This window comes from Streptomyces lavendofoliae (assembly GCF_014649735.1).
Classification (GTDB): domain Bacteria; phylum Actinomycetota; class Actinomycetes; order Streptomycetales; family Streptomycetaceae; genus Streptomyces; species Streptomyces lavendofoliae.
In genome coordinates this window covers 83,758-104,683 of the sequence record NZ_BMTP01000013.1, presented here as the reverse complement: position 1 = coordinate 104,683, position 20,926 = coordinate 83,758, and the positions used below count along the sequence as shown (strand labels likewise).

General features: G+C 73.0%; 21 protein-coding genes and 1 riboswitch. Of the genes, 10 read left to right on the top strand and 11 right to left on the bottom strand.

Translation table 11 applies throughout. The features are described from left to right. Positions 1-60 precede the first annotated feature (60 nt). The 5 genes from IE109_RS23620 to IE109_RS23600 all read left to right on the top strand — a co-directional run bounded on the left by IE109_RS23620 (position 61) and on the right by IE109_RS23600 (position 6,853). Entirely contained in the window at positions 61-2,286 is a 2,226-nt protein-coding gene (locus IE109_RS23620; protein WP_189553054.1) for a carbon starvation CstA family protein, read from the top strand. Positions 2,287-2,384: 98 nt separating this feature from the next. Next, the gene (locus IE109_RS23615; protein ID WP_189553276.1) at positions 2,385-2,573 is read left to right on the top strand and encodes a YbdD/YjiX family protein; all 189 of its coding nucleotides are present in this window, start codon (positions 2,385-2,387) and stop codon (positions 2,571-2,573) included. Positions 2,574-2,655: 82 nt separating this feature from the next. Beyond that, the gene (locus IE109_RS23610) at positions 2,656-3,159 is read left to right on the top strand and encodes a GNAT family N-acetyltransferase (protein ID WP_189553052.1); all 504 of its coding nucleotides are present in this window, start codon (positions 2,656-2,658) and stop codon (positions 3,157-3,159) included. A gap of 53 nt (positions 3,160-3,212) precedes the next feature. Next, positions 3,213-3,335, top strand: a riboswitch (cobalamin riboswitch). A 138-nt stretch (positions 3,336-3,473) separates the two neighbouring features. After that, on the top strand, positions 3,474-5,840 hold the full coding sequence (locus IE109_RS23605) for a ribonucleoside-diphosphate reductase subunit alpha (protein WP_189553050.1): 2,367 nt from the start codon (positions 3,474-3,476) through the stop codon (positions 5,838-5,840). Next, on the top strand, positions 5,840-6,853 hold the full coding sequence (locus IE109_RS23600) for a ribonucleotide-diphosphate reductase subunit beta (protein WP_189553048.1): 1,014 nt from the start codon (positions 5,840-5,842) through the stop codon (positions 6,851-6,853). Before IE109_RS23605 ends, IE109_RS23600 begins: the two co-directional genes overlap by 1 nt. Here the strand turns inward: IE109_RS23600 and IE109_RS23595 are convergent. Then, positions 6,805-7,056, bottom strand: a complete 252-nt coding sequence (locus IE109_RS23595) for a hypothetical protein (RefSeq protein ID WP_189553046.1) — start codon at positions 7,054-7,056, stop codon at positions 6,805-6,807. The genes IE109_RS23600 and IE109_RS23595 overlap by 49 nt on opposite strands. 81 nt (positions 7,057-7,137) lie before the next feature. On the opposite strand from IE109_RS23595, the gene IE109_RS23590 reads away from it, so the two are divergent. Beyond that, positions 7,138-8,103, top strand: a complete 966-nt coding sequence (locus tag IE109_RS23590) for a helix-turn-helix domain-containing protein (protein ID WP_189553044.1) — start codon at positions 7,138-7,140, stop codon at positions 8,101-8,103. A 4-nt stretch (positions 8,104-8,107) separates the two neighbouring features. On the opposite strand, the gene IE109_RS23585 is transcribed toward IE109_RS23590, so the two are convergent. From IE109_RS23585 to IE109_RS23545, 9 genes are all read right to left on the bottom strand, one after another. Continuing rightward, a complete protein-coding gene (locus tag IE109_RS23585; RefSeq protein ID WP_189553042.1) occupies positions 8,108-8,845 on the bottom strand; it encodes a D-Ala-D-Ala carboxypeptidase family metallohydrolase in 738 nt (245 codons plus the stop codon). 167 nt (positions 8,846-9,012) lie between these two features. Continuing rightward, positions 9,013-9,645 carry a peptide deformylase gene (gene def, locus IE109_RS23580; protein WP_189553040.1) on the bottom strand — a complete coding sequence of 211 codons (633 nt, stop codon included), beginning with the start codon at positions 9,643-9,645 and terminating at the stop codon, positions 9,013-9,015. Positions 9,646-9,732: 87 nt separating this feature from the next. Further along, on the bottom strand, positions 9,733-10,713 hold the full coding sequence (locus IE109_RS23575; protein ID WP_189553039.1) for a tetratricopeptide repeat protein: 981 nt from the start codon (positions 10,711-10,713) through the stop codon (positions 9,733-9,735). Between the two features lie 105 nt (positions 10,714-10,818). Further along, on the bottom strand, positions 10,819-12,096 hold the full coding sequence (locus IE109_RS23570) for an HD-GYP domain-containing protein (protein ID WP_189553038.1): 1,278 nt from the start codon (positions 12,094-12,096) through the stop codon (positions 10,819-10,821). 209 nt (positions 12,097-12,305) lie between these two features. After that, a complete protein-coding gene (locus IE109_RS23565; RefSeq protein WP_189553037.1) occupies positions 12,306-13,733 on the bottom strand; it encodes an HD-GYP domain-containing protein in 1,428 nt (475 codons plus the stop codon). Positions 13,734-14,029: 296 nt separating this feature from the next. Then, positions 14,030-14,329 carry a mycothiol system anti-sigma-R factor gene (gene rsrA / locus IE109_RS23560; protein WP_189553036.1) on the bottom strand — a complete coding sequence of 100 codons (300 nt, stop codon included), beginning with the start codon at positions 14,327-14,329 and terminating at the stop codon, positions 14,030-14,032. After that, positions 14,326-14,979 (bottom strand): sigma-70 family RNA polymerase sigma factor, encoded by a 654-nt coding sequence (locus tag IE109_RS23555; RefSeq protein WP_189553035.1) that lies wholly within the window; start codon positions 14,977-14,979, stop codon positions 14,326-14,328. The genes rsrA and IE109_RS23555 overlap by 4 nt, the downstream gene beginning before the upstream one ends. 293 nt (positions 14,980-15,272) lie before the next feature. Then, the gene (locus tag IE109_RS23550; RefSeq protein WP_189553034.1) at positions 15,273-15,911 is read right to left on the bottom strand and encodes an alpha/beta hydrolase family protein; all 639 of its coding nucleotides are present in this window, start codon (positions 15,909-15,911) and stop codon (positions 15,273-15,275) included. 25 nt (positions 15,912-15,936) lie between these two features. Beyond that, positions 15,937-16,758 carry an SOS response-associated peptidase gene (locus IE109_RS23545; protein WP_189553033.1) on the bottom strand — a complete coding sequence of 274 codons (822 nt, stop codon included), beginning with the start codon at positions 16,756-16,758 and terminating at the stop codon, positions 15,937-15,939. Between the two features lie 51 nt (positions 16,759-16,809). On the opposite strand from IE109_RS23545, the gene IE109_RS23540 reads away from it, so the two are divergent. The 4 genes from IE109_RS23540 (at position 16,810) to IE109_RS23525 (ending at position 20,309) form a co-directional block, all read left to right on the top strand. Further along, on the top strand, positions 16,810-17,502 hold the full coding sequence (locus IE109_RS23540; RefSeq protein ID WP_189553032.1) for a M50 family metallopeptidase: 693 nt from the start codon (positions 16,810-16,812) through the stop codon (positions 17,500-17,502). Between the two features lie 37 nt (positions 17,503-17,539). Continuing rightward, positions 17,540-18,856 carry a 3-phosphoshikimate 1-carboxyvinyltransferase gene (gene aroA, locus IE109_RS23535; protein WP_189553031.1) on the top strand — a complete coding sequence of 439 codons (1,317 nt, stop codon included), beginning with the start codon at positions 17,540-17,542 and terminating at the stop codon, positions 18,854-18,856. A 4-nt stretch (positions 18,857-18,860) separates the two neighbouring features. Beyond that, positions 18,861-19,874 (top strand): ribosome small subunit-dependent GTPase A, encoded by a 1,014-nt coding sequence (rsgA, locus tag IE109_RS23530; RefSeq protein ID WP_189553030.1) that lies wholly within the window; start codon positions 18,861-18,863, stop codon positions 19,872-19,874. Positions 19,875-19,985: 111 nt separating this feature from the next. Next, positions 19,986-20,309: a DMT family transporter gene (locus IE109_RS23525; protein ID WP_189553029.1), complete on the top strand. Its 324-nt coding sequence runs from the start codon at positions 19,986-19,988 to the stop codon at positions 20,307-20,309. On the opposite strand, the gene IE109_RS23520 is transcribed toward IE109_RS23525, so the two are convergent. Further along, entirely contained in the window at positions 20,275-20,883 is a 609-nt protein-coding gene (locus IE109_RS23520) for a TetR/AcrR family transcriptional regulator (protein ID WP_189553028.1), read from the bottom strand. The two genes, IE109_RS23525 and IE109_RS23520, sit on opposite strands and share 35 nt — an antisense overlap. Positions 20,884-20,926: the final 43 nt, after the last annotated feature.

The following is a 20,926-nucleotide window of genomic DNA, read 5'->3' as shown; positions in this document are numbered from 1 at the left end:
CGCGAGGCGCTCCCCTAGATTTCCTGCGCATTACAGGTGATCAGCGAGGGGACGTGCACCATGCCAGAGCCGACGGCACCACCCAACTCCCGGCGGACGACTCTCACTCCGCGGTCGATCGTCATCTGGTCGCTCGTGGCGCTGGCCGGGGCGGCCGGCTGGACCGTGCTCGCGGTCTCCCGCGGTGAGGAGATCTCGGCCGCCTGGATGCTCGCGGCGGCGCTCGGCTCGTACGCCATCGCCTACCGCTTCTACTCCCGCTTCATCGCGAACCGGGTGCTCAAGGTCGACAAGACCCGCGCGACCCCGGCCGAACGGCTCGACAACGGTGTCGACTTCCACCCCACCGACCGCCGGGTGCTGTTCGGGCACCACTTCGCCGCGGTCGCCGGTGCCGGTCCCCTGGTGGGCCCCGTCCTCGCCGCGCAGATGGGCTACCTGCCGGGCACCATCTGGATCATCGTCGGCGTGATCTTCGCCGGCGCCGTCCAGGACATGGTGACGCTGTTCTTCTCCACCCGCCGCGACGGCCGTTCGCTCGGCCAGATGGCCCGCGACGAGATCGGCCCGTTCGGCGGAGCGGCCGCGCTGATCGCGGTCTTCGCCATCATGATCATCCTGCTGGCGGTGCTGGCCCTGGTCATCGTCAACGCCCTGGCGCACTCGCCCTGGGGTGTCTTCTCCATCGGCATGACCATCCCGATCGCCCTGTTCATGGGCGTGTACCTGAGGGTGCTGCGGCCCGGCCGGGTCACCGAGGTCTCCGTCATCGGCGTCGCGCTGCTGCTGCTGGCCATCGTCGCGGGCGGCTGGGTCGCGGAGTCCTCCCTCGCCGGCACCTTCACCCTGGAGCCGGGCACCCTGGTCATCTGGATGATCGTGTACGGGTTCCTCGCCTCCGTCCTGCCGGTGTGGATGCTGCTGGCACCCCGCGACTACCTGTCGACCTTCATGAAGGTCGGCACGATCGTCCTGCTCGCCGTCGGCGTCTTCGTCGCCCTGCCGACCCTGAAGATGCCGGCCGTCACCGACTTCGCGAGCCGCGGCGACGGCCCCGTCTTCGCCGGCTCGATGTTCCCGTTCGTCTTCATCACCATCGCGTGCGGCGCCCTCTCCGGCTTCCACTCCCTGGTCTCCTCGGGAACCACTCCGAAGATGGTCCAGAAGGAGACCCAGATCCGGATGATCGGGTACGGGGCCATGCTCACCGAGTCGTTCGTCGCCGTCATGGCGATGATCACGGCGTCGATCATCGACCCCGGCCTCTTCTTCGCCATCAACTCGCCCGGCGGCGTGATCGGCACCACGGTGCAGTCCGCCTCCGAGGCCGTGTCGAACTTCGGCTTCACCATCTCCCCCGACCAGCTGGCCAAGGCCGCGGCCGACGTGGAGGAGGCGTCGCTGCTGTCCCGGACCGGCGGCGCGCCGACGTTCGCCCTCGGCATGTCGGAGATCTTCTCCGCCGTCGTCGGTGGTACCGCCATGAAGGCGTTCTGGTACCACTTCGCCATCATGTTCGAGGCGCTGTTCATCCTCACGACGGTGGACGCCGGCACCCGCGTGGGCCGCTTCATGCTCCAGGACATGCTCGGCAACGTCCACAAGCCCTTCAAGCAGGTCAGCTGGAAGCCGGGCGTCTGGATCGCCAGCGCGGTCGTCGTCGGCGGCTGGGGCTACTTCCTCTGGGTCGGCGTGCACGACCCGCTGGGCGGCATCAACCAGCTGTTCCCGCTCTTCGGCATCGCCAACCAGCTGCTGGCCGCCGTGGCGCTGGCCGTCTGCACGACGCTGCTGGTCAAGTCGGGACGCCTGAAGTGGGCGTGGGTCACCGGGGTGCCGCTCGCCTGGGACGTGGCGGTCACGCTGACCGCCAGCTGGCAGAAGATCTTCTCGGACGACCCGCGGGTGGGCTTCTTCGCCCAGCGGGACAAGTACCAGGCCGGCATCGACTCCGGGCAGGTGCTGCCCCCCGCCAAGTCCATGGACGACATGCACACCGTCGTCACCAACTCCACGGTCGACGGGGTCCTCTCGGCCCTCTTCGCCCTCCTCATCATCGTGGTCATCGCCGACGCCGGACGGGTCTGCTACCGGGCCGTGACCCGGCCCGCCGACGTGAAGCTGTCGGAGGCCCCGTACACCGAGTCCCGGATCGTCGCCCCGGCCGGGCTCATTCCCACGGCGGAGGAGAAGGCCGAACTGGTCGCCGCCGGGCTCGGTCCCGAGGGCGGTGTCCGCGGGGACGGCACCGGCGGCCAGGCACCGGCCGGGACCGGCTCCCGGTGACCGCGGCGCCGGCCACGAACACGGGCGCGGGCCCGGCCGCGAACACGGGCGCGGGCCCGGCCGCGAACCCGGGCACGGGCACGGGCGCGGGTGGCCGCCTGCGGCGCGCGGTGGGGTGGGTGCGCTGGTACGTGCGCGAGGTGTCCGGCGAGGCCGCGTACGACACGTACGTCGCCCACGTCCGCTCCTGCGATCCGGACGCCGAGGTCATGACCCGGCGCGAGTTCGAGCGCAGGCGCACCGACGCGCGGGAGGCGGACCCCCGCGACGGGTTCCGCTGCTGCTGAGCGGGTGACCGCACGACGGGCCGCCGTGTTTCCGGGGACGGAAATGCGGCGGCCCGTCGCCGTACCCCTCCACACTCGGTCCATGGACATCACCATCAGGGCGGTACGGCCGGAGGAACACCGGGCGCTCGCCGAGGTCACGGCTCGGGCCTACCTCGGCGACGGGCTGCTGGCCTTCGGGGAGAGCGACGAGTACCTCATCGATCTGCGGGACGTGCCCCGGCGGGCCGCCGAGGCACAGGTGCTGGTCGCGGTCGGGGAGGACGAGCGGGTGCTCGGCGGGGTGACGTTCGTGGCGGGACCCGGTACCCCGTGGGCCGACCTCGCGCAGAACGGGGAGGCGGAGCTGCGGATGCTGGCGGTGACTCCGGTGGCACGCCGGCGGGGTGCGGGCGAGGCGCTGGTGCGGGCGTGCGTGGAGCGGGCGCGTGAGGTGGAGGGCTGCCGGCGGCTGGTGCTGTCCTCGCAGCAGTCGATGCGGGAGGCGCAGCGGATCTACGAGCGGCTGGGGTTCGTACGGACCCCCGGACGGGACTGGCAGCCGGTGCCGGGCGTGACGCTCTTCACGTACGCGCTGGAGATCTGAGCCACACGAGACACAACATGTGGGGGGTGCCTCAACAGGCGCCCCCCACATGTATGCTCGTGCTCGCTGTCGCCGCAGGGGAATCCGGTGGAAATCCGGAACTGTCCCGCAACGGTGTGTTGGTGTGCCTTTGTGTACCTGCGAGTCCGAAGACCTGCCGACAGCGCGCCCGGTCCGTCCGGCCCGGGTGCCCAGACGTCCGGGCCTCGCGGAATGGGCCGGTGGACGCGGTGCCCCGCACCCTCGTGCCCGGGTGTGCCCGCTCCCCTGCCCGCGCCGCCGGTGGCCCCGCACCGAGCGAGGGAGAGCCCCCAGTGACCATCGCGCCAGCCGATCCGGTCTCAGCGATCGAAGGCGACGGGAACGACGGACCCGGGACCGTACTGCTGCGGACCCTGACCGACCTCACCGCCGATCTGCCCGACACCGACCCCGGCCGGGTGGCCGCCGCCGCGCTGCGGGGCCGGCACGCCGGTTCGGACGAGGCCGAGCTGCGCGAGCTCGCCACGGAGGCGGCCGCCGGGCTCATCTCCGAGGACCCCTCCTACTCCCGGCTCGCGGCGCGGCTGCTGACCCGCACCATCGCCCAGGAGGCGGCCGGGCAGGGCGCGGTGTCGTTCTCGGCGTCGGTGGCCGTGGGGCACCGGGAGGGCCTGATCGCGGACCGTACGGCCGCGTTCGTCACACGGCACGCGGACCGCTTGGACGCGGCCGTCGACCTGGACGGTGACGACCGGTTCGGCTACTTCGGGCTGCGGACGCTGTACTCGCGCTACCTGCTGCGCCACCCGATCACCCGCAAGGTCATCGAGACCCCGCAGCACTTCATGCTGCGGGTGGCGGCCGGGCTGGCCGAGGACGACTCGGTGCGCGCCCTGGACGAGGTCGTCGCGCTGTACGGGCTGATGAGCCGGCTGGACTACCTGCCCTCCTCCCCCACGCTTTTCAACTCCGGCACCCGCCACCCGCAGATGTCCTCCTGCTACCTGCTGGACTCCCCGCTGGACGAGCTGGACTCCATCTACGACCGCTACCACCAGGTGGCGCGGCTCTCCAAGCACGCGGGTGGCATCGGTCTGTCGTACTCCCGCGTCCGGGCGCGCGGTTCGCTGATCCGCGGCACCAACGGGCACTCCAACGGCATCGTGCCGTTCCTCAAGACGCTGGACGCCTCCGTGGCGGCCGTGAACCAGGGCGGGCGGCGCAAGGGCGCGGCGGCCGTGTACCTGGAGACGTGGCACGCGGACATCGAGGAGTTCCTGGAGCTGCGGGACAACACCGGTGAGGACGCCCGGCGTACGCACAACCTGAACCTGGCGCACTGGATCCCCGACGAGTTCATGCGCCGGGTCGACGCCGACGCCGAGTGGTCGCTGTTCTCGCCGGCCGACGTGCCGGAACTGGTCGACCTGTGGGGCGCGGAGTTCGACGCCGCGTACCGCGCCGCCGAGGCCAAGGGCCTGGCGCGCAAGACCATGCCGGCCCGTGACCTGTACGGCCGGATGATGCGGACGCTCGCGCAGACCGGCAACGGCTGGATGACGTTCAAGGACGCCTCGAACCGTACGGCCAACCAGACAGCCGAGCCGGGCCACACGGTCCACTCGTCCAACCTGTGCACCGAGATCCTGGAGGTCACGGACGACGGGGAGACGGCCGTCTGCAACCTGGGCTCGGTGAACCTGGGCGCGTTCGTGGCGGGCGGGGACATCGACTGGGAGCGGCTGGACGAGACCGTCCGCACCGCCGTCACCTTCCTCGACCGGGTCGTCGACATCAACTTCTACCCCACCGAGCAGGCCGGGCGCTCCAACGCCAAGTGGCGGCCGGTGGGCCTGGGCGCCATGGGCCTCCAGGACGTCTTCTTCCAGCTGAAGCTGCCGTTCGACTCGCCGGAGGCGCGTGCCCTGTCGACGCGGATCGCCGAGCGGATCATGCTCGCCGCGTACGAGGCGTCCGCCGGCCTCGCCGAGCGCAACGGCCCGCTGCCGGCCTGGGAGAAGACCCGGACCGCGCGCGGTGTGCTGCACCCCGACCACTACGACGTGGAGCTGAACTGGCCGGAGCGGTGGGAGGCGCTGCGCGCCCGGATCGCCGAGGTCGGCCTGCGCAACTCGCTGCTCCTGGCCATCGCGCCGACGGCGACGATCGCCTCGATCGCGGGCGTGTACGAGTGCGTCGAGCCGCAGGTGTCCAACCTGTTCAAGCGCGAGACGCTGTCGGGCGAGTTCCTCCAGGTCAACTCCTACCTGGTGGCCGAGCTGAAGCGGCTCGGCGTGTGGGACGCGCAGACCCGTGAGGCGCTGCGCGAGTCGAGCGGTTCGGTGCAGGGCTTCACCTGGATCCCGGCCGAGGTGCGCGAGCTGTACCGGACGGCGTGGGAGATCCCGCAGCGCGGCCTGATCGACATGGCGGCGGCCCGCACCCCGTTCCTGGACCAGTCGCAGTCGCTGAACCTGTTCCTGGAGACCCCGACCATCGGCAAGCTGTCGTCGATGTACGCGTACGCCTGGAAGCAGGGGCTGAAGACGACGTACTACCTGCGCTCGCGCCCCGCGACCCGGATCGCGCGGGCCGCCCGGGCGTCCGCCGTCGCCTCCCCCGTCCCCCCGCAGGTGACCCCGGAGGACGCGGTCGCCTGCTCCCTGGAGAACCCCGAGTCCTGCGAGGCCTGCCAGTAATGAGCACCACCGAGAAGAACCTGCTCGACCCGGGCTTCGAGCTGACCCTGCGCCCGATGCGCTACCCGGACTTCTACGAGCGCTACCGGGACGCGATCAAGAACACCTGGACCGTGGAGGAGGTCGACCTCCACTCGGACGTCGCCGACCTGGCGAAGCTGTCCCCGGGCGAACAGCACATGATCGGCCGGCTGGTCGCGTTCTTCGCGACCGGCGACTCGATCGTGGCGAACAACCTGGTGCTGACGCTCTACAAGCACATCAACTCCCCCGAGGCCCGGCTCTACCTGAGCCGCCAGCTGTTCGAGGAGGCCGTGCACGTCCAGTTCTACCTGACGCTGCTCGACACCTACCTGCCCGACCCGGACGACCGCGCCGCCGCGTTCGACGCCGTCGAGAACATCCCGTCCATCCGGGAGAAGGCGCGGTTCTGCTTCCGCTGGATGGACTCCGTCGAGAAGATCGAGCGGCTGGAGACGAGGGCCGACCGCCGTCGCTTCCTGCTCAACCTGATCTGCTTCGCCGCCTGCATCGAGGGCCTGTTCTTCTACGGCGCCTTCGCCTACGTGTACTGGTTCCGCTCGCGCGGTCTGCTGCACGGCCTGGCGACCGGCACGAACTGGGTCTTCCGCGACGAGACGATGCACATGAACTTCGCCTTCGAGGTCGTCGACACCGTCCGCAAGGAGGAGCCGGACCTCTTCGACGACGAGCTGCGGCAGCAGGTCACGGACATGCTCAAGGAGGCCGTGGAGGCGGAGCTGCAGTTCGGCCGCGACCTGTGCGGCGACGGTCTGCCGGGCATGAACACCGAGTCGATGCGCCAGTACCTGGAGTGCGTGGCCGACCAGCGCCTGACGCGTCTGGGCTTCGCCCCGGTGTACGGCTCGGAGAACCCGTTCTCGTTCATGGAGCTCCAGGGTGTGCAGGAGCTGACCAACTTCTTCGAGCGGCGCCCGTCCGCCTACCAGGTGGCGGTGGAGGGCTCCGTCGACCTCGACGAGGACTTCTGAGCGAGGGCCGTACGCGCCGGGCGGGCGGCGACCGGCCGGGCGCCGGGCGGGCGGGCGGCGACCGGGCGGTCGGCGCCCGCCGGGTGCTCCGCCCGCCGCAGCTGCCGGTCGACGGCGCGGTCGCGGGCGTGGCCCACGAACGAGGGAAGGGTCAGGAGGACGAGGAACGCGGAGACGACGAGGTAGGTGAAAAGGGTGTCCATGTCCCCATCCTCCTCGTCCCGCGCGAGGAAAGTCAGTGGCAGGACTGTCATCGCACATCGAATTACTGCCACACTGCCCGCATGCTGAAGAACGTGACCACCGTCGTGCTCGACGGCGTGCACCCCTTCGAACTCGGCGTGGTCTGCGAGGTCTTCGGGCTGGACCGCAGTGACGACGGGCTGCCCGTGCACGACTTCGCCGTGGTGTCCGCCGAGGGCTCCCGGCTGCGGACCCACGCGGGCTTCACCCTGGAGGTGGAGCAGGGCCTCGACCGGCTGGCCGATGCCGATCTGATCGTCGTGCCGGCGGGCGGCAACTATGTCGGCCGCCCCTACCCGGAGCCCCTGCTGACGGCTCTGCGGGACGCCGTCGTCCGTGGCGCGCGGGTGCTGTCCGTCTGCACCGGCGCCTTCGTGCTGGGTGCGGCGGGGCTGCTCGACGGCCGCCGCTGCACGACGCACTGGCGGCACGCGGACGAGCTGGCCCGGCGTCATCCCCTGGCACGGGTGGAGCCGGACGTGCTGTACGTCGACGCCGGCCCGGTCGTCACCTCGGCGGGAACGGCCGCCGGGATCGACGCCTGCCTGCACCTGGTGCGGCAGGCGTACGGGCACGAGGTGGCCAACACCATCGCCCGCCGCATGGTGGTGCCCCCGCACCGGGACGGCGGCCAGGCCCAGTACATCGACCGGCCGCTGCCGCGCACCCGGTGCGACACGGTCGGGGACGTGCTGGACTGGATGGAACGGCATCTGGACCGGGAGATCACCGTCGAACAGCTGGCGGTGCGCGCCCACATGTCCCCGCGCACCTTCGCGCGCCGGTTCCAGCAGGAGACCGGGACGACGCCCTACCGCTGGCTCCTGCGCCAGCGGGTGCTGCTGGCGCAGGAGTTGCTGGAGGCCACGGACGACACGGTGGACGCGATCGCGAGCCGGTCGGGGTTCGGGAACGCCGCCGCGCTGCGGCACCACTTCCTGCGCACCCTGGGGACGACCCCGAACGCGTACCGCCGCACCTTCCGCGGGCCGGTGCGGGTGGCCTGAGCCGTCAGACGCCGCAGGAGGAGGCGGACCAGAAGCGGTCGGCCCGGTGGTCGAGGTGCGTGTGGTCGCCGTGGCCGGGGTATCCCGGGCCCAGGATGCCGTTGAAGCCGTGGTAGCGGGCCTGCTGGGCGAGCCTGCACAGGGAGTGCGGCCCCGCGCCCAGGTCGGCGGCGTCCCCGTACAGGTGGCGGCTGCCGGACGCCCCGCCGACCGCGTCGTTGCAGGCGTGGGAGCGGAATCCGCTGGTCACGGTGATGGGCTGGTCGCCGAGCGCGTGCCGCATGGCCTCCAGCTTCCACATGGTGCGCAGGGCGTTGGCCTTGGCGGTGGCGGCGCTCACGGCTCCGCCCGCCCAGGTGGTGTTGCAGTCGTTGAGCTCGGCGTAGGTGAAGTGCACGGGCGTGCAGTCGTCGTCCTGGAGGGCGTACAGCTTGCTGAAGGTGGCGGGTCCGGCGACCCCGTCGGCGGTGAGGCCGTAGGCGGCCTGGAAGCGCTTGACCGCGGCGGTGGTCGCGGGGCCGTACGAGCCGTCGACGGCGAGGACGGCGCCGTAGCCCGGGTGACCGGCGACCCGGATCTGGAGCTGGGTGACGTCGGCGCCGGAGGCGCCCTGGGAGAGGGTGCGCGACCAGGTGTAGCAGCCGTCCGCGTGGGCGGTGCCGGCGGTGGCGACCACCCCGGCCACCGAGGCAGTCATGAGCATGACAAAGGAGAGCAGGAGTCGTGCGGTTCTTCCGGGCATCGAGCCTCCAGGTCCGGGTCCGGGTCCGGTGAGGAACACCGCCCAAAAGACTGGCCGCAGCGGTCGACGCGCGTCAACAGGCCGTACCCACCCGTCATCGCCCCGCCGGCTCGCGGTCGCGCGAAAGCCCCGTCCCGGTCACCGGAACGGGGCCGTCGGCAGGCGGGTCAGTCGTTCGGGACGACCGGGTAGCGGGGCGTCCCCTCGGCCATCTGCTGCAGCGCGTCCTTGCGGTCCCGCTTCGACAGCCGGTCGATGTAGAGGTATCCGTACAGGTGGTCCGTCTCGTGTTGGAGGCAGCGGGCGAAGTACCCGGTGCCCCGCACCTTGATGGGGTTGCCGTGCACGTCCTGTCCGCGCACCACCGCGTAGTCGGGGCGCGCCAGCGAGGCGTAGGCCGTCGGCACGGACAGGCAGCCCTCGTTGGAGTCGTCCAGGCGCCGCTGGTCGGCCGGCAGCTCCTCCAGCACCGGGTTGCACACCACGCCCACGTGCCGCACGCCCTCGTCGTCCGGGCAGTCGTAGACGAAGACCTTCAGGTCGACACCGATCTGGTTGGCGGCCAGGCCCACGCCCTCCGCCGTCCGCTGGCTGGCGAACATGTCGTCGACGAGCCGCGCGAGCTCGTCGCCGAAGTCGGTGACGTCCTTGCACTCCTTGTGCAGCACCGGATTGCCGACCACGGTGATCGGGCGGGAGGTGCCGCGCTCGCGGTACGCGCGCTCGCGCTCCTCGCAGTCCTCCGTGTCGACGATGAAGCCCTCGTCGTCGACCTGCTGAGCCGTCTCCTGCTGCGCCATGTCCGCTCTGCGCCTTCCTGAGTACCCGATGCGGCGCCGTGCCCGTGCAGCACGGCGCGTTGTGCCCGTACAGCCTACGGGCAGGAGTCAGCAGACTTCCTCGAGATCCCGCCACTCGCGGCTGTCCGGACTGTCCGCCACCCAGCCGTCCAGCAGCCCCCGCACCAGCCCGGCGGGCGCCGCGATGCCGCACTCCCGCTCCGGCACCCACAGCTCACCCGGCGACCGGTGGCCCAGCGGCCCCGGATGCCCCGGCTCGCTGTGGTCGTGCGGGTCCAGGTGCTCGCCCTCGCCCTCGGCGCTGGGCATCCGCGACTCCGAGCAGGCCCGGCACAGCAACCGCACCGAGGACGACCAGTCCTCGGCGGCGAACCCGGCGTCGGCCGCCAGCCGTTCCAGCGCGTCGCGGTCGGCCTCGGTGGCCGCCTCCAGCAGCACCACCCAGGTCGGCACGGGGGACGGCGCCCACAGTTCGATCTCGTCGAACACGGGGAAGCTGTGCCCGGCCGACGTCGTCCGCTCGCCGTTGGGGACACCGTCGTGCAGCACGACCTCACCCCAGCGCCGCCCCGAGGACGGCAGCGGGATCGACAGCACCTCGACCCTGGCCGGGTCCAGGCGCCGGCCCCACACCACCTCGGCCTCGCCCTCCGGCGACAGCCGCACGGCGGCGCTGCCCAGCTCCATCCCGGTCGGCTCCCCGCCGGCCGCCGCCGCCCCGGGCACCTTCAGCCCGTACGCCTGCCAGGCGCGGCGGGCCAGCGGCCAGTCCTGGAGCGCGGTGGCGGCGATGCCGACGTTCCACCAGTCGGGCGCACCGGTCTCCTTGTCGAGCAGCGCGACGGCCCGGAGCCCCGCGGTGCGCGCCTGTTCCCAGTCGTGCCGGAACTTGTGCAGGAGCGCCAGGTTGAACCAGGACTCCGAGAGCCAGGGCTCCAGGTCCGCCGCCCGCGTCAGCAGCGCGCCCGCGTCCTCGTACCGCCCGTCCCCGATCAGCGTGAACGCGCGGTCGGTGGCCTGCCGCCACGAGGCGGAGGGCCGATGCCGTACCTTCCCGAAGATCCTCACGATTCCCGCCTGCCGGTCCGCCGGTCGCTGAAGGTCTCTGCCCCCGGACACCCTCTTGTTCGCATCCAACCATGCCGGGTCGCACGCTCGCTCATTACCCATGGGTTACCCAGGGGTCGACCCCGTGACGCCGCCCCGGGCGAGGACTCTGGCGAGTGCCTCCACCACTTTCGGGTGATGGTCCCGCGCGGCGCCGAGCCGCAGCCGTTCGAGGGCGCACAGCGCCCCGTCCGGGTGCTCCGCGCCTTCCCTGCTCAGCTCGTCGTACGCGTTCACGGTGCGGACGATCCGCGCCGGGAGCGGCTGCTCGCGGTACGGATCGGCCTGCCGCTCCACGACGACCGCGACGGCGGCCGGGGCGCCGGTCCGGCGCACCACGGCGCCGCCGAGCAGGGCGATGCGTCGCTGCTCGGCCTCGGTGAGGCGGGCCGTTACCCCCTCCGGCACGGGGTCGACCAGGGACAGCTGTCCGATGTCGTGCATCAGTGCGGCGTACTCCAGAACGGTCAGATCGGGCCCCGACAGTCCCAGCTCGCGTCCTACGGCACGGCTGAGCGCCGCCACCCGGTGGGCGTGTCCGGGGGACGTGTACCCGGCGATCTCGGTGGCACGCGCCAGGGAGGCGATGGTCTGGCGGTAGGTGTCGCGCACCGCGGCGTACCGGCGGAACGACAGGTGCGTGAGCAGCAGCGGTACGCAGAAGACGGGCAGCGCCCACAGGCCGGCGACGGCCACGGCCAGGGCCATCACCGCGCCGGTGGCGCACACGGCGGAGCCGATGCCCGGCAGCGCGCGCAGCTCGTCGCGGAGCAGCGGACCGTAGGGGTGGCCGGTACGGGCGCGCAGCAGCGAAGCGGCGAGCACCGCGTCGCACAGGGCGGTCAACACCAGGAGGACCAGCAGGAACAGGGCGTAGCGGGGCCCGCGCCCGACGGCCCGCATCAGCTCGCCCGAGTTGTACAGGGGCTGGAAGCACAGGGCCGCGAAGGCGACCGCGAGCACCCGCCGGGCCAGGTGGTCCAGCGCGGCGGCCCCCCGGCCCCGGGCCACCTGCGGCACGGCTCCGACGAGGGCGCCGGCGACGACGACGGCGACTGTCTGGGCGACCCCGTGGGTGGTGGGCCGCCCGGCGGACTCGCCGAGCAGGGCGTACGCGAGGGCCCCGGCGGCCGCGAGGGGCGCGGGCTCCCTGCCCCGCGGCTCCTCGAGCACGGGTGGCGCGCCCGCCTCCGGCCGGGCGCCCCAGCGGGCGAGCTCGCCGGCCGCGACGAGGACGCCGAAGGCGAGCGCGATGCCCGGCTCGGCGACCCCGTGCCACAGCGTCCAGCCGAACCCGGCCGCCGCGACCGCGCCGGCGACCCCCCGGAGCAGTGCGCCCACCATGAGCCGAACGGGTGTCCCCCCGGCCCGGCGGCTCCGGGGAGTGCGGCTCCCGGGGCGGCTTCCGGCGCCGTGGCTCGGGGTGCCGCCCGCCACGCCGCCGCCGTCCGCGGTGCCGCCCGCCCCATTGGCCGCCCCGGCCCCAGTGCCGCCCGCCCCGGCCCCGGAGTCGCCGCCGGGCCGGTGGGCCGGGGCTCCGTGCGGCCGGGGCGTCACCGGGCGCCGCCCCAGGCCTGGCCGTGCCCACGGCCGGGACGCGGTCGCCGGCCCACGGGGACGCTCCCCCGCGACCGCGCCGGGGGCACGGGGCGCGCGTCGGCGGGAGGAGTACCGGTACCGGTACCCGTACCGGTGGCCGCCGGGCCGTTCTCGTCCGCCGTGACCGCCGTCTGCCAGCCGTGCCGGTCCAGCGCGCGCACCAGCGCCCGGACCATCCGCGGGTCGAACTGCCGCCCGGCGCACCGCTCCAGCTCGGCGACCGCCGTCGCCACGGGCCGCGCCCTGCGGTACGAGCGGGTCGACGTCATCGCGTCGAACGCGTCGGCGACGGCGACCACACGCGCCGCCTCCGGGATCCGGTCGCCGCTGAGCCCGTACGGGTAGCCGCTGCCGTCCATCCGCTCGTGGTGGTGCAGGATCGCGGCGCGCGCCTCGCCCAGGAACCCGATGCCGCGCACGATCTCGTGCCCGTACTCCGGGTGCAGCTCGATCACCCGCCGCTCCTCCGGGGTCAGCGGCCCGTCCTTGCGCAGCACCCGCGTCGGCACCCCGAGCTTCCCCACGTCGTGGAGGATCCCGGCGAACCGGATCACGTCGAGCCGGGCCTCGTCCATACCCAGTTCGCGGCCGATGAGCACGGACGCCCGGCCGACCCGCTCGCTGTGTCCCCGGGTGTAGGCGTCCTTGATGTCGACGGCCTGCACCAGCGCCCGGATCGTCGCCTGGTGGGCGGCGCGCTCGCGGTGGTACTGCGCGTACATCCAGCAGGAGATGCACATGGGCAGCAGGACGAACAGCGCGGCCGGCCAGCCGTACGGGCTGCGCCACAGCACCGCCATCATCAGTCCGGCGAGCCCGTGCACCGCGTGCGGGGCGAGGGCCCGGGGCAGCAGGCCGTGCCAGGCGCCGCGCAGCGGCACCGGTTCCGCCGCGGCCAGGATGCCGCCGTCGAGGGCGGTGAGCACCAGGCAGAAGGCCAGCGCGGCGGCGCCGGCGGGGACCAGCGCGTACGGGAAGTCGGAGGCGGCCACCGCGGCCGGACCGTCCAGCAGCAGGGCGGCGTGCGCGGCGGCCCACACGGCGAGGGCGAGCCGCGCGGCGCGCCAGATCCGGCGGGGCGGGGCGGGCCCCCGCTCGACGCGGGAGATCAGCGCGCCCGGCACGGCGACCAGCGCGGCCGCCGCCGGAGGCAGCAGCAGGGCGGCGGCGAGCAGGACGGACAGGAAGGATCCGGCGCCGACCACTCCGCCGAGCCGGGAGCGGCGGGCGGGCCACTCGCTCACGGCGTACAGGGCGGCGAGCAGGGCGAGGGGCCACCAGGGGGTTCCGGCACCGGGACCGAACGCCGGGAGCGCGCACCCGGCGGCGCACACCACGGCTCCCGCGATGTACGCGCGCGCCGCTACCGGAATACCCACCACCGTCTCCCGCCGGCTCGTCGGCCTCTCGTCGGCTCACGTCGACCAAGTGGACCGTCAGGCTAACGAGTTGCCCGGGAGGCGGCGGCGGGACGAACCTGATTAGCACCTTCGGGTGATGTGAGGCATGAGCGGCCGGAAACGGGGCTCAGCGGGCCGCCGGGCCCGCCCGCGACCAACCTCCCCGCCCCGGACGGCCGCGCGCCCCCGCACGCACGGAGACCGTCCCGCACGCGCGCGGGACGGTCTCGGGGTACGGCGAGGCTGCCGCGGGGCCGCCGGGACGAGGCGGCCGGGGGTCACTCCTGGGTGGCGGCCGTCACGTCGTGGTCCGGCACGGCCTCGCCCGAGCGGATCAGCTCGATCCGGCCCATGACCTTGGCCCGCAGGTCGGACGGGACGTCATCGTGACCGCAGCACCGCTTGACCAGCTTCTTCACGGCCTGCTCCAGCCCGTACTTCTCCAGGCACGGCGAGCACTCCTCGAAGTGCACCTCGAACTTGGTGCAGTCGCTGTCGGGCATCTCGTGGTCGAGGAACTCGTAGAGGTGGTCCAGCACCTCCGAGCAGTCCGTCTCGTGCGGCTCTCCGCAGCTCATGAGCCCGAGCCTTTCCCGTTGTTCGACTCTCCGGCGCCCGCCGGGACCAGTCCGCGCTCGCGGGCGTAGTCCTCGAGCATCCCGCGCAGCTGGCGGCGGCCGCGGTGCAGCCGGGACATCACCGTACCGATGGGTGTCCCCATGATGTCCGCGATCTCCTTGTACGCGAAGCCCTCGACATCCGCCAGGTACACGGCGATGCGGAACTCCTCGGGGATCGCCTGGAGGGCTTCCTTCACGTCGGAGTCGGGCAGGTGGTCCAGCGCCTGGGACTCGGCGGACCGCAGACCGGTGGACATGTGGGACTCGGCGCGGGCGAGCTGCCAGTCCTCGATCTCCTCGGCGGCGCTGCGCTGGGGCTCGCGCTGCTTCTTGCGGTACGAGTTGATGAAGGTGTTCGTCAGGATCCGGTACAGCCACGCCTTGAGGTTGGTGCCCTCGCGGAACTGGTGGAAGGACCCGTACGCCTTCGCGTACGTCTCCTGTACCAGGTCCTCCGCGTCGGCGGGGTTGCGCGTCATGCGCAGCGCCGCCGAGTACATCTGGTCGAGGTACTCCAGCGCGTCGCGCTCGAAACGCGCGTTGCGCTCGGCCGTCGTCTCCTCGTGGCCGTCGTCGGTCCCTGTGTCGGTCCCAGTGACCGGACCCACCTCCTCCAGCGCTGCGGCGGCGAGACCGAGTGCGGACCCGCTCGAATCGGAGAATAGTCGACCTTCCGGGGACAGGTCCTTCCGATTCTTCCCGCCCGATGTGCGACCCGACAGGCCAGGGGCGGTCCTGGCCGCCGGCAGCACGGTCCAGTCCAGCTCCGTGGCTGACTGCGACCGGCTCGGGCAGATGGTCGAACCCATGCGACGGACTCCCTCTCCTGGCTCCGTACTCCTACCGACGCCCGTCACAACACCGGACGGGCCGTCCGGCATTCCCGCACGCCGCCGTCGCCTCATCGCAGGGCGTCCAGCCACGCGCCGACGCCGTCGGTGATCGTCACCAGCGCGTCCTCCTGGGTGACGGGCGCCCGCTTGGGCACGGCGAACCCGTGGTCGCCGAAGGGCACCTCGACCAGCTCGTGCTCCCCGGCCGGGAACTCCTCCGGCCGGCCGAACGGGTCGTTGCCGCCCTGCACGACCAGCGTCGGCACCCCGGCGCCGAGCAGCTCGTCCGCGCGGGAGCTCTCCGGCTTGCCGGGCGGGTGCAGCGGGAAGGACAGCGCGAGGACGGCGGGGGCGCCCAGCTCCCGCGCGGTGCGGCAGGCCACCCGGGCCCCCGCGCTGCGGCCGCCGGCCACCACCGGCAGACCGGGTGCCCGGAGCGCCGGCCACAGGTCGCGCCAACCCTCGTCGAGCCGCTTGGGCGCGGGGGCCAGCTTCTTGCCGGCGACCCGCCAGGGCTGCTCGACGAGGGCGACGGTCACCCCGGCGGGGGGCAGGCTCGCGGCGAGCGCCCGCAGGTCGCGGGCCTCGATGCCGCCTCCGGCGCCGTGGCCGAGGGCCAGGACGAGCCGTGCGGCGCGGTCCCCGGCCTCGTACCAGGTGATCCGCGCCTCGCCGGCGCCGGTCGGAACGGTTTCGGTGGTGGTCACCCGGCCATCCTGCCGTGTGCGGGGCTCAGAACAGCGTCGGCTCCTCGGGGGCGGCGATCTCCTCCAGCAGTTCGGGGCCGTTGTTGCGGACGTTGCTGACGGCGGTGGCCACCGGGTAGGCCCGCATGAGGCCCGCGGGCGGCGGGGTGAGCAGCGAGCGCAGGTCGTCCGCGTCCGTGCGGGCCGGGTCCAGCCAGGCGTCCCACCGGTCGGGCGTCAGCATCAGCGGCATCCGGGGGTGGATGTCGGCCAGCGAGTGCGGCCCCTCGTCCGGCGCCACGCCCAGGGGCTCCTTGTCGGCCTCGGTGGTGATCACCGAGCAGGTGGCCCACCACGCCCGCGGGTGGTCGGGCGGCAGGGTGGGGTCGCGCCAGAACTCGTACAGCCCCGCCATCGCGAAGACCGACCCGTCGGCGGGCGTGACGAAGTAGGGCTGCTTGCGGGGACGCTTCTTCCCGCCCTGCTCCTCCAGCTGCCGCTCGGCGGAGCCGGTCACCCACTCGTAATAGCCGTCGGCGGGCAGGATGCAGCGGCGCTGGGCGAAGGCCCGCCGGAAGGACGGCTTGTCGTGCACGGTCTCCGCGCGGGCGTTGATCATGCGGGCGGCGCCCTCCGGCGTCTTCGACCAGGACGGCACCAGACCCCACTTCAGGACCCGCAGCTGCCGAACCGGACGGTCGGGATCCGCGTCCTCCTCCTTGAGGGGGCGCTCGAGGACCGCGTACACCTCCTTGGTGGGGGCCACGTTCCAGTCCGGGGCCAGGGTCTCCTCCGGCTCCCACTTCTCTATCCGGAAGAGGCCGGTCAGATCCTCGGGCCTACGACTCGCCGAATAACGTCCGCACATACTTGCCAACATTGCCACGTACCACCGACCCCATGAGGAGCCGTCCGAGAAATGGCCAGCACCGATCTCCTCGGTACCCAGCCCGCCCCGGACCTGTGGCTCGTCGTCGTCACCGCCGTGGCCGCGCTGGCCGTGACCGCCCCGCACCGGGTGTGGCGCGTCGCGCGCAACGCCGTCACCATCGCCCACGAGGGCGGTCACGGGCTGATCGCCCTGCTCACGGGCCGCCGGCTGGACGGCATCCGGCTCCACTCCGACACCAGCGGCCTGACGGTCAGCCGGGGCAGGCCGACCGGCCTCGGCATGATCCTGACCGCCGCGGCCGGCTACACGGCGCCCTCCCTGCTCGGCCTCGGCGGCGCCTGGCTGCTCGCCGCGCACCGCGTCACGCTGCTGCTGTGGATCGCCACCGCGCTGCTGCTGGCCATGCTGGTGATGGTCCGCAACGCCTACGGGATGCTCACCGTGGTGGCGGCGGGGGCGGCCTTCCTGGCGGTGTCGTTGCTGACGGGGCCGGAGGTGCAGGCGGCGTTCGCGTACAGCGCGGTGTGGTTCCTGCTGCTGGGCGGGGTACGCCCGGTCTTCGAGCTCCAGGCCAAGCGGCGGCACGGCGGGGCCCCGGACTCGGACGCCGACCAGCTGTCGCGGCTCACGCACGTGCCGGCGGCGCTGTGGCTGTTCCTCTTCCACGCCGTGTCGCTGTGCTCCCTGATCGGCGGTGGGCGCTGGCTGCTCGGCCTGTGATCGGCCGTGACCATCCGCCCCGTCTAAAGTGAGGGGCATGACCGAAACCCCCGCGCAGCTCGATCTCTGGCCGGCCCCGTACGCGAGTGGAGCCGTGGACGCGACCGTCACCGTGCCCGGGTCCAAGTCGGTCACCAACCGGGCTCTGGTGCTCGCCGCCCTCGCCTCCGAGCCCGGCTGGCTGCGGCACCCGCTGCGCTCGCGCGACACCCTGCTGATGGCGGAGGCGCTGCGCACGATGGGCGTGGGCATCGAGGAGGGCGTGGGCCCCGACGGCAGCGGCGAGCGGTGGCGGGTCATCCCGGCGGGGCTGCACGGCCCCGCCACGATCGACGTCGGCAACGCGGGAACGGTCATGCGCTTCCTCCCGCCGGTCGCGACGCTCGCCACCGGCCCGGTCCGCTTCGACGGCGACCCGCGCTCCTACGAGCGGCCGCTGCACGGCGTGATCGACGCCCTGCGCGTCCTGGGCGCCCGGATCGACGACGAGGCGCGCGGCGCCCTGCCGATGACGGTGCACGGGGCGGGTGCCCTGGAGGGCGGCCCGGTGGAGATCGACGCCTCGTCGTCGTCCCAGTTCGTCAGCGCCCTGCTGCTGTCCGCGCCGCGCTTCAACCAGGGCGTGGAGGTGCGGCACACGGGCTCCCGGCTGCCGTCCATGCCGCACATCCGCATGACCGTCGACATGCTGCGCGCGGTCGGCGCGCAGGTCGACGAGCCGGAGACGGGCGGCGAGCCCGACGTCTGGCGCGTCTCCCCCTCGGCGCTGCTGGGCCGGGACCTGACGATCGAGCCCGACCTGTCGAACGCGCAGCCGTTCCTGGCCGCCGCGCTGGTCACCGGCGGTCGGGTCACCATCCCCGACTGGCCGGAGCGGACCACCCAGCCCGGTGACGCGCTGCGGGAGATCTTCACCGAGATGGGTGGCTCCTGCGAGCTCACCGAGGAGGGCCTCACCTTCACCGGCACGGGCCGCGTCCACGGCATCGACGTGGACCTGGGCGAGGTCGGCGAGCTGACGCCCGGCATCGCCGCGGTCGCCGCCCTCGCCGACTCGCCCTCCACGCTGCGCGGCGTGGCCCACCTGCGCCTCCACGAGACGGACCGGCTGGCCGCGCTCACCAAGGAGATCAACGGGCTGGGCGGTGACGTCACCGAGACCGCGGACGGCCTGCACATCCGGCCGCGCCCGCTGCACGGCGGCGTGTTCCACACGTACGACGACCACCGGATGGCGACGGCCGGTTCGGTCATCGGCCTCGCCGTCCCCGGCGTGGAGATCGAGAACGTCGCGACGACCGCGAAGACGCTGCCGGACTTCCCGCAGATGTGGACCGGAATGCTCGAGGCCTGACGACATGCGCCGCTACGGCAAGAACACCGACGAGGACGACATCCGGTCCCGCCCCAACCGCAAGGGCAACCGGCCCCGTACCAGCATCCGCCCCAAGCACGAGGACGCGGCCGGGGGCATGGTCCTCACCGTGGACCGCGGGCGGCTGACGTGCCTGGTGGACGACCGGGTCGTCATGGCGATGAAGGCCCGCGAACTGGGGCGCAAGGCGGCCGTCGTGGGCGACCGGGTCTCCCTGGTGGGTGACCTGTCCGGCAAGAAGGACACCCTCGCGCGGATCGTCCGCATCGAGGAGCGCGCCTCCGTGCTGCGCCGCACGGCCGACGACGACGACCCCTTCGAGCGGGTGGTCGTCGCCAACGCCGACCAGCTGGCCATCGTCACGGCGCTGGCCGACCCCGAGCCCCGTCCCCGGCTGATCGACCGGTGCCTGGTCGCGGCGTACGACGGCGGCCTGGAGCCGCTGCTGGTGCTCACCAAGTCCGACCTGGCCCCGCCGGAGAAGCTGCTGGAGCTGTACGGCGCGCTCGACATCCCGTACGTCGTCACGAGCCAGGACGAGCTGTACGACGGGCACACCGCCGCCGACCGGGTGCGCGAGTACCTGGACGGCCGCACCACCGCGTTCGTCGGCCACTCGGGCGTCGGCAAGACGACCCTGGTCAACGCCCTGGTACCGGAGGAACGCCGCAGGACCACCGGACTCGTCAACGCGGTGACGGGACGCGGCCGGCACACCACCACCTCGGCGCTGGCGCTGCCGCTGGACCGTGCCGAGGGCTGGGTGATCGACACCCCGGGCGTGCGGTCCTTCGGGCTGCACCACGTCGACCCGTCCCGCGTCATCAACGCCTTCCCGGACCTCGTGCCGGGTACGGAGCGCTGTCCGCGCGCGTGCAGCCACGACGAGCCGGACTGCGGGCTGGACGGGTGGGTGGCCGAGGGGCACGCCGACGCGGCCCGGCTGTTCTCGCTGCGGCGGCTGCTCTCCACGCGTGAGCGACGCGAGGGCGACTGAGTCGCGCACCTTGGCGGACGCTTCCGCTCGGTAAGTGCATAATCGCACCAAGTGACACGAAGCAGTCACCGGCATCACTCACCGGGGTCACCGACGCGGGAGGCACAGACGATGGCGTGGCTGCTGGTGATTGTCGCCGGTTTCCTGGAGACCGGTTTCGCGGTCTGCCTCAAGCTGTCGCACGGTTTCACCCGGTTGTGGCCGACGATCGCGTTCGCCTGCTTCGCCCTCGGGAGCTTCGGCCTGCTGACCCTGTCGCTGCGGAAGCTCGACATCGGACCGGCGTACGCGGTGTGGACCGGCATCGGGGCGGCCGGCACGGCGGTCTACGGGATGATCTTCCTCGGCGACCTGGTGTCGGTGCTGAAGATCGTCTCGATCACGCTGGTGATCGTCGGCGTCATCGGTCTTCAGCTGTCCGGCTCGTCGCACTGAGGGTGTGCCGCAGCAGCGCGCCGAGCCCCCGGCTGTCCGGCGCGACGACGTACGACAGGGCCAGCCGCACCGCCAGCTCGCACGCCTCCTCGCCCGGCCCCGCGCCGTCGCGCCCCAGGGCGGTCCGCCACCGCTCCCGTACGGCCGCCAGCAGCTCGCCAGGCGCGGGCGGTCCGGCGTCGGCGCGCCGCTGGGCCGGGGTGCCAGCCAGGACGCGGGAGCGGACGGCGGCGGCGCGCGGCGCCGGCAGCCGGTCGCCCCAGCAGCCGGTGAGCAGGGCCCTCAAAAGCGGCCGCTCCGCCGCCTCCCCCACGGTCCACTCGGCGACGGACACCAGCCGGGTCGCGGCGTCGGGCCCGGCCCCGAGGGCGCGTTCGACGCCCCGCAGATAGGCGTCGGCCTCGCGCCGCACCAGGGCGCGGGCGAGGCCCTCCTTGCTGCCGAACTCGTTGTAGAGCGTCTGCCGGGAGACCCCGGCCGCGGAGGCCACGTCGACCATCCGGACGGCCGACCAGGGCAGTCCCCGCAGTGCCGCCAGGGCGGCGTTCAGCAGTGCTTCCCGCGTGGTGGGCATCGTCACCTCCCGCACCGTCGCTCCGGCTCTGCGCTCAGAGTTG

Bases quoted from the DNA above. Each gene is read 5' to 3' on its own strand.
- IE109_RS23545 (WP_189553033.1), bottom strand. From the start codon at position 16,758: ATGTGCGGACGTTATTCGGCGAGTCGTAGGCCCGAGGATCTGACCGGC.
- IE109_RS23585 (WP_189553042.1), bottom strand. From the start codon at position 8,845: ATGCCCGGAAGAACCGCACGACTCCTGCTCTCCTTTGTCATGCTCATG.
- IE109_RS23525 (WP_189553029.1), top strand. From the start codon at position 19,986: ATGGCGTGGCTGCTGGTGATTGTCGCCGGTTTCCTGGAGACCGGTTTC.
- IE109_RS23590 (WP_189553044.1), top strand. From the start codon at position 7,138: ATGCTGAAGAACGTGACCACCGTCGTGCTCGACGGCGTGCACCCCTTC.
- IE109_RS23570 (WP_189553038.1), bottom strand. From the start codon at position 12,096: ATGGTGGGCGCACTGCTCCGGGGGGTCGCCGGCGCGGTCGCGGCGGCC.
- rsgA (WP_189553030.1), top strand. From the start codon at position 18,861: ATGCGCCGCTACGGCAAGAACACCGACGAGGACGACATCCGGTCCCGC.
- rsrA (WP_189553036.1), bottom strand. From the start codon at position 14,329: ATGAGCTGCGGAGAGCCGCACGAGACGGACTGCTCGGAGGTGCTGGAC.
- IE109_RS23600 (WP_189553048.1), top strand. From the start codon at position 5,840: ATGAGCACCACCGAGAAGAACCTGCTCGACCCGGGCTTCGAGCTGACC.
- IE109_RS23520 (WP_189553028.1), bottom strand. From the start codon at position 20,883: ATGCCCACCACGCGGGAAGCACTGCTGAACGCCGCCCTGGCGGCACTG.
- IE109_RS23610 (WP_189553052.1), top strand. From the start codon at position 2,656: ATGGACATCACCATCAGGGCGGTACGGCCGGAGGAACACCGGGCGCTC.
- def (WP_189553040.1), bottom strand. From the start codon at position 9,645: ATGGCGCAGCAGGAGACGGCTCAGCAGGTCGACGACGAGGGCTTCATC.
- IE109_RS23595 (WP_189553046.1), bottom strand. From the start codon at position 7,056: ATGGACACCCTTTTCACCTACCTCGTCGTCTCCGCGTTCCTCGTCCTC.
- IE109_RS23620 (WP_189553054.1), top strand. From the start codon at position 61: ATGCCAGAGCCGACGGCACCACCCAACTCCCGGCGGACGACTCTCACT.
- aroA (WP_189553031.1), top strand. From the start codon at position 17,540: ATGACCGAAACCCCCGCGCAGCTCGATCTCTGGCCGGCCCCGTACGCG.
- IE109_RS23540 (WP_189553032.1), top strand. From the start codon at position 16,810: ATGGCCAGCACCGATCTCCTCGGTACCCAGCCCGCCCCGGACCTGTGG.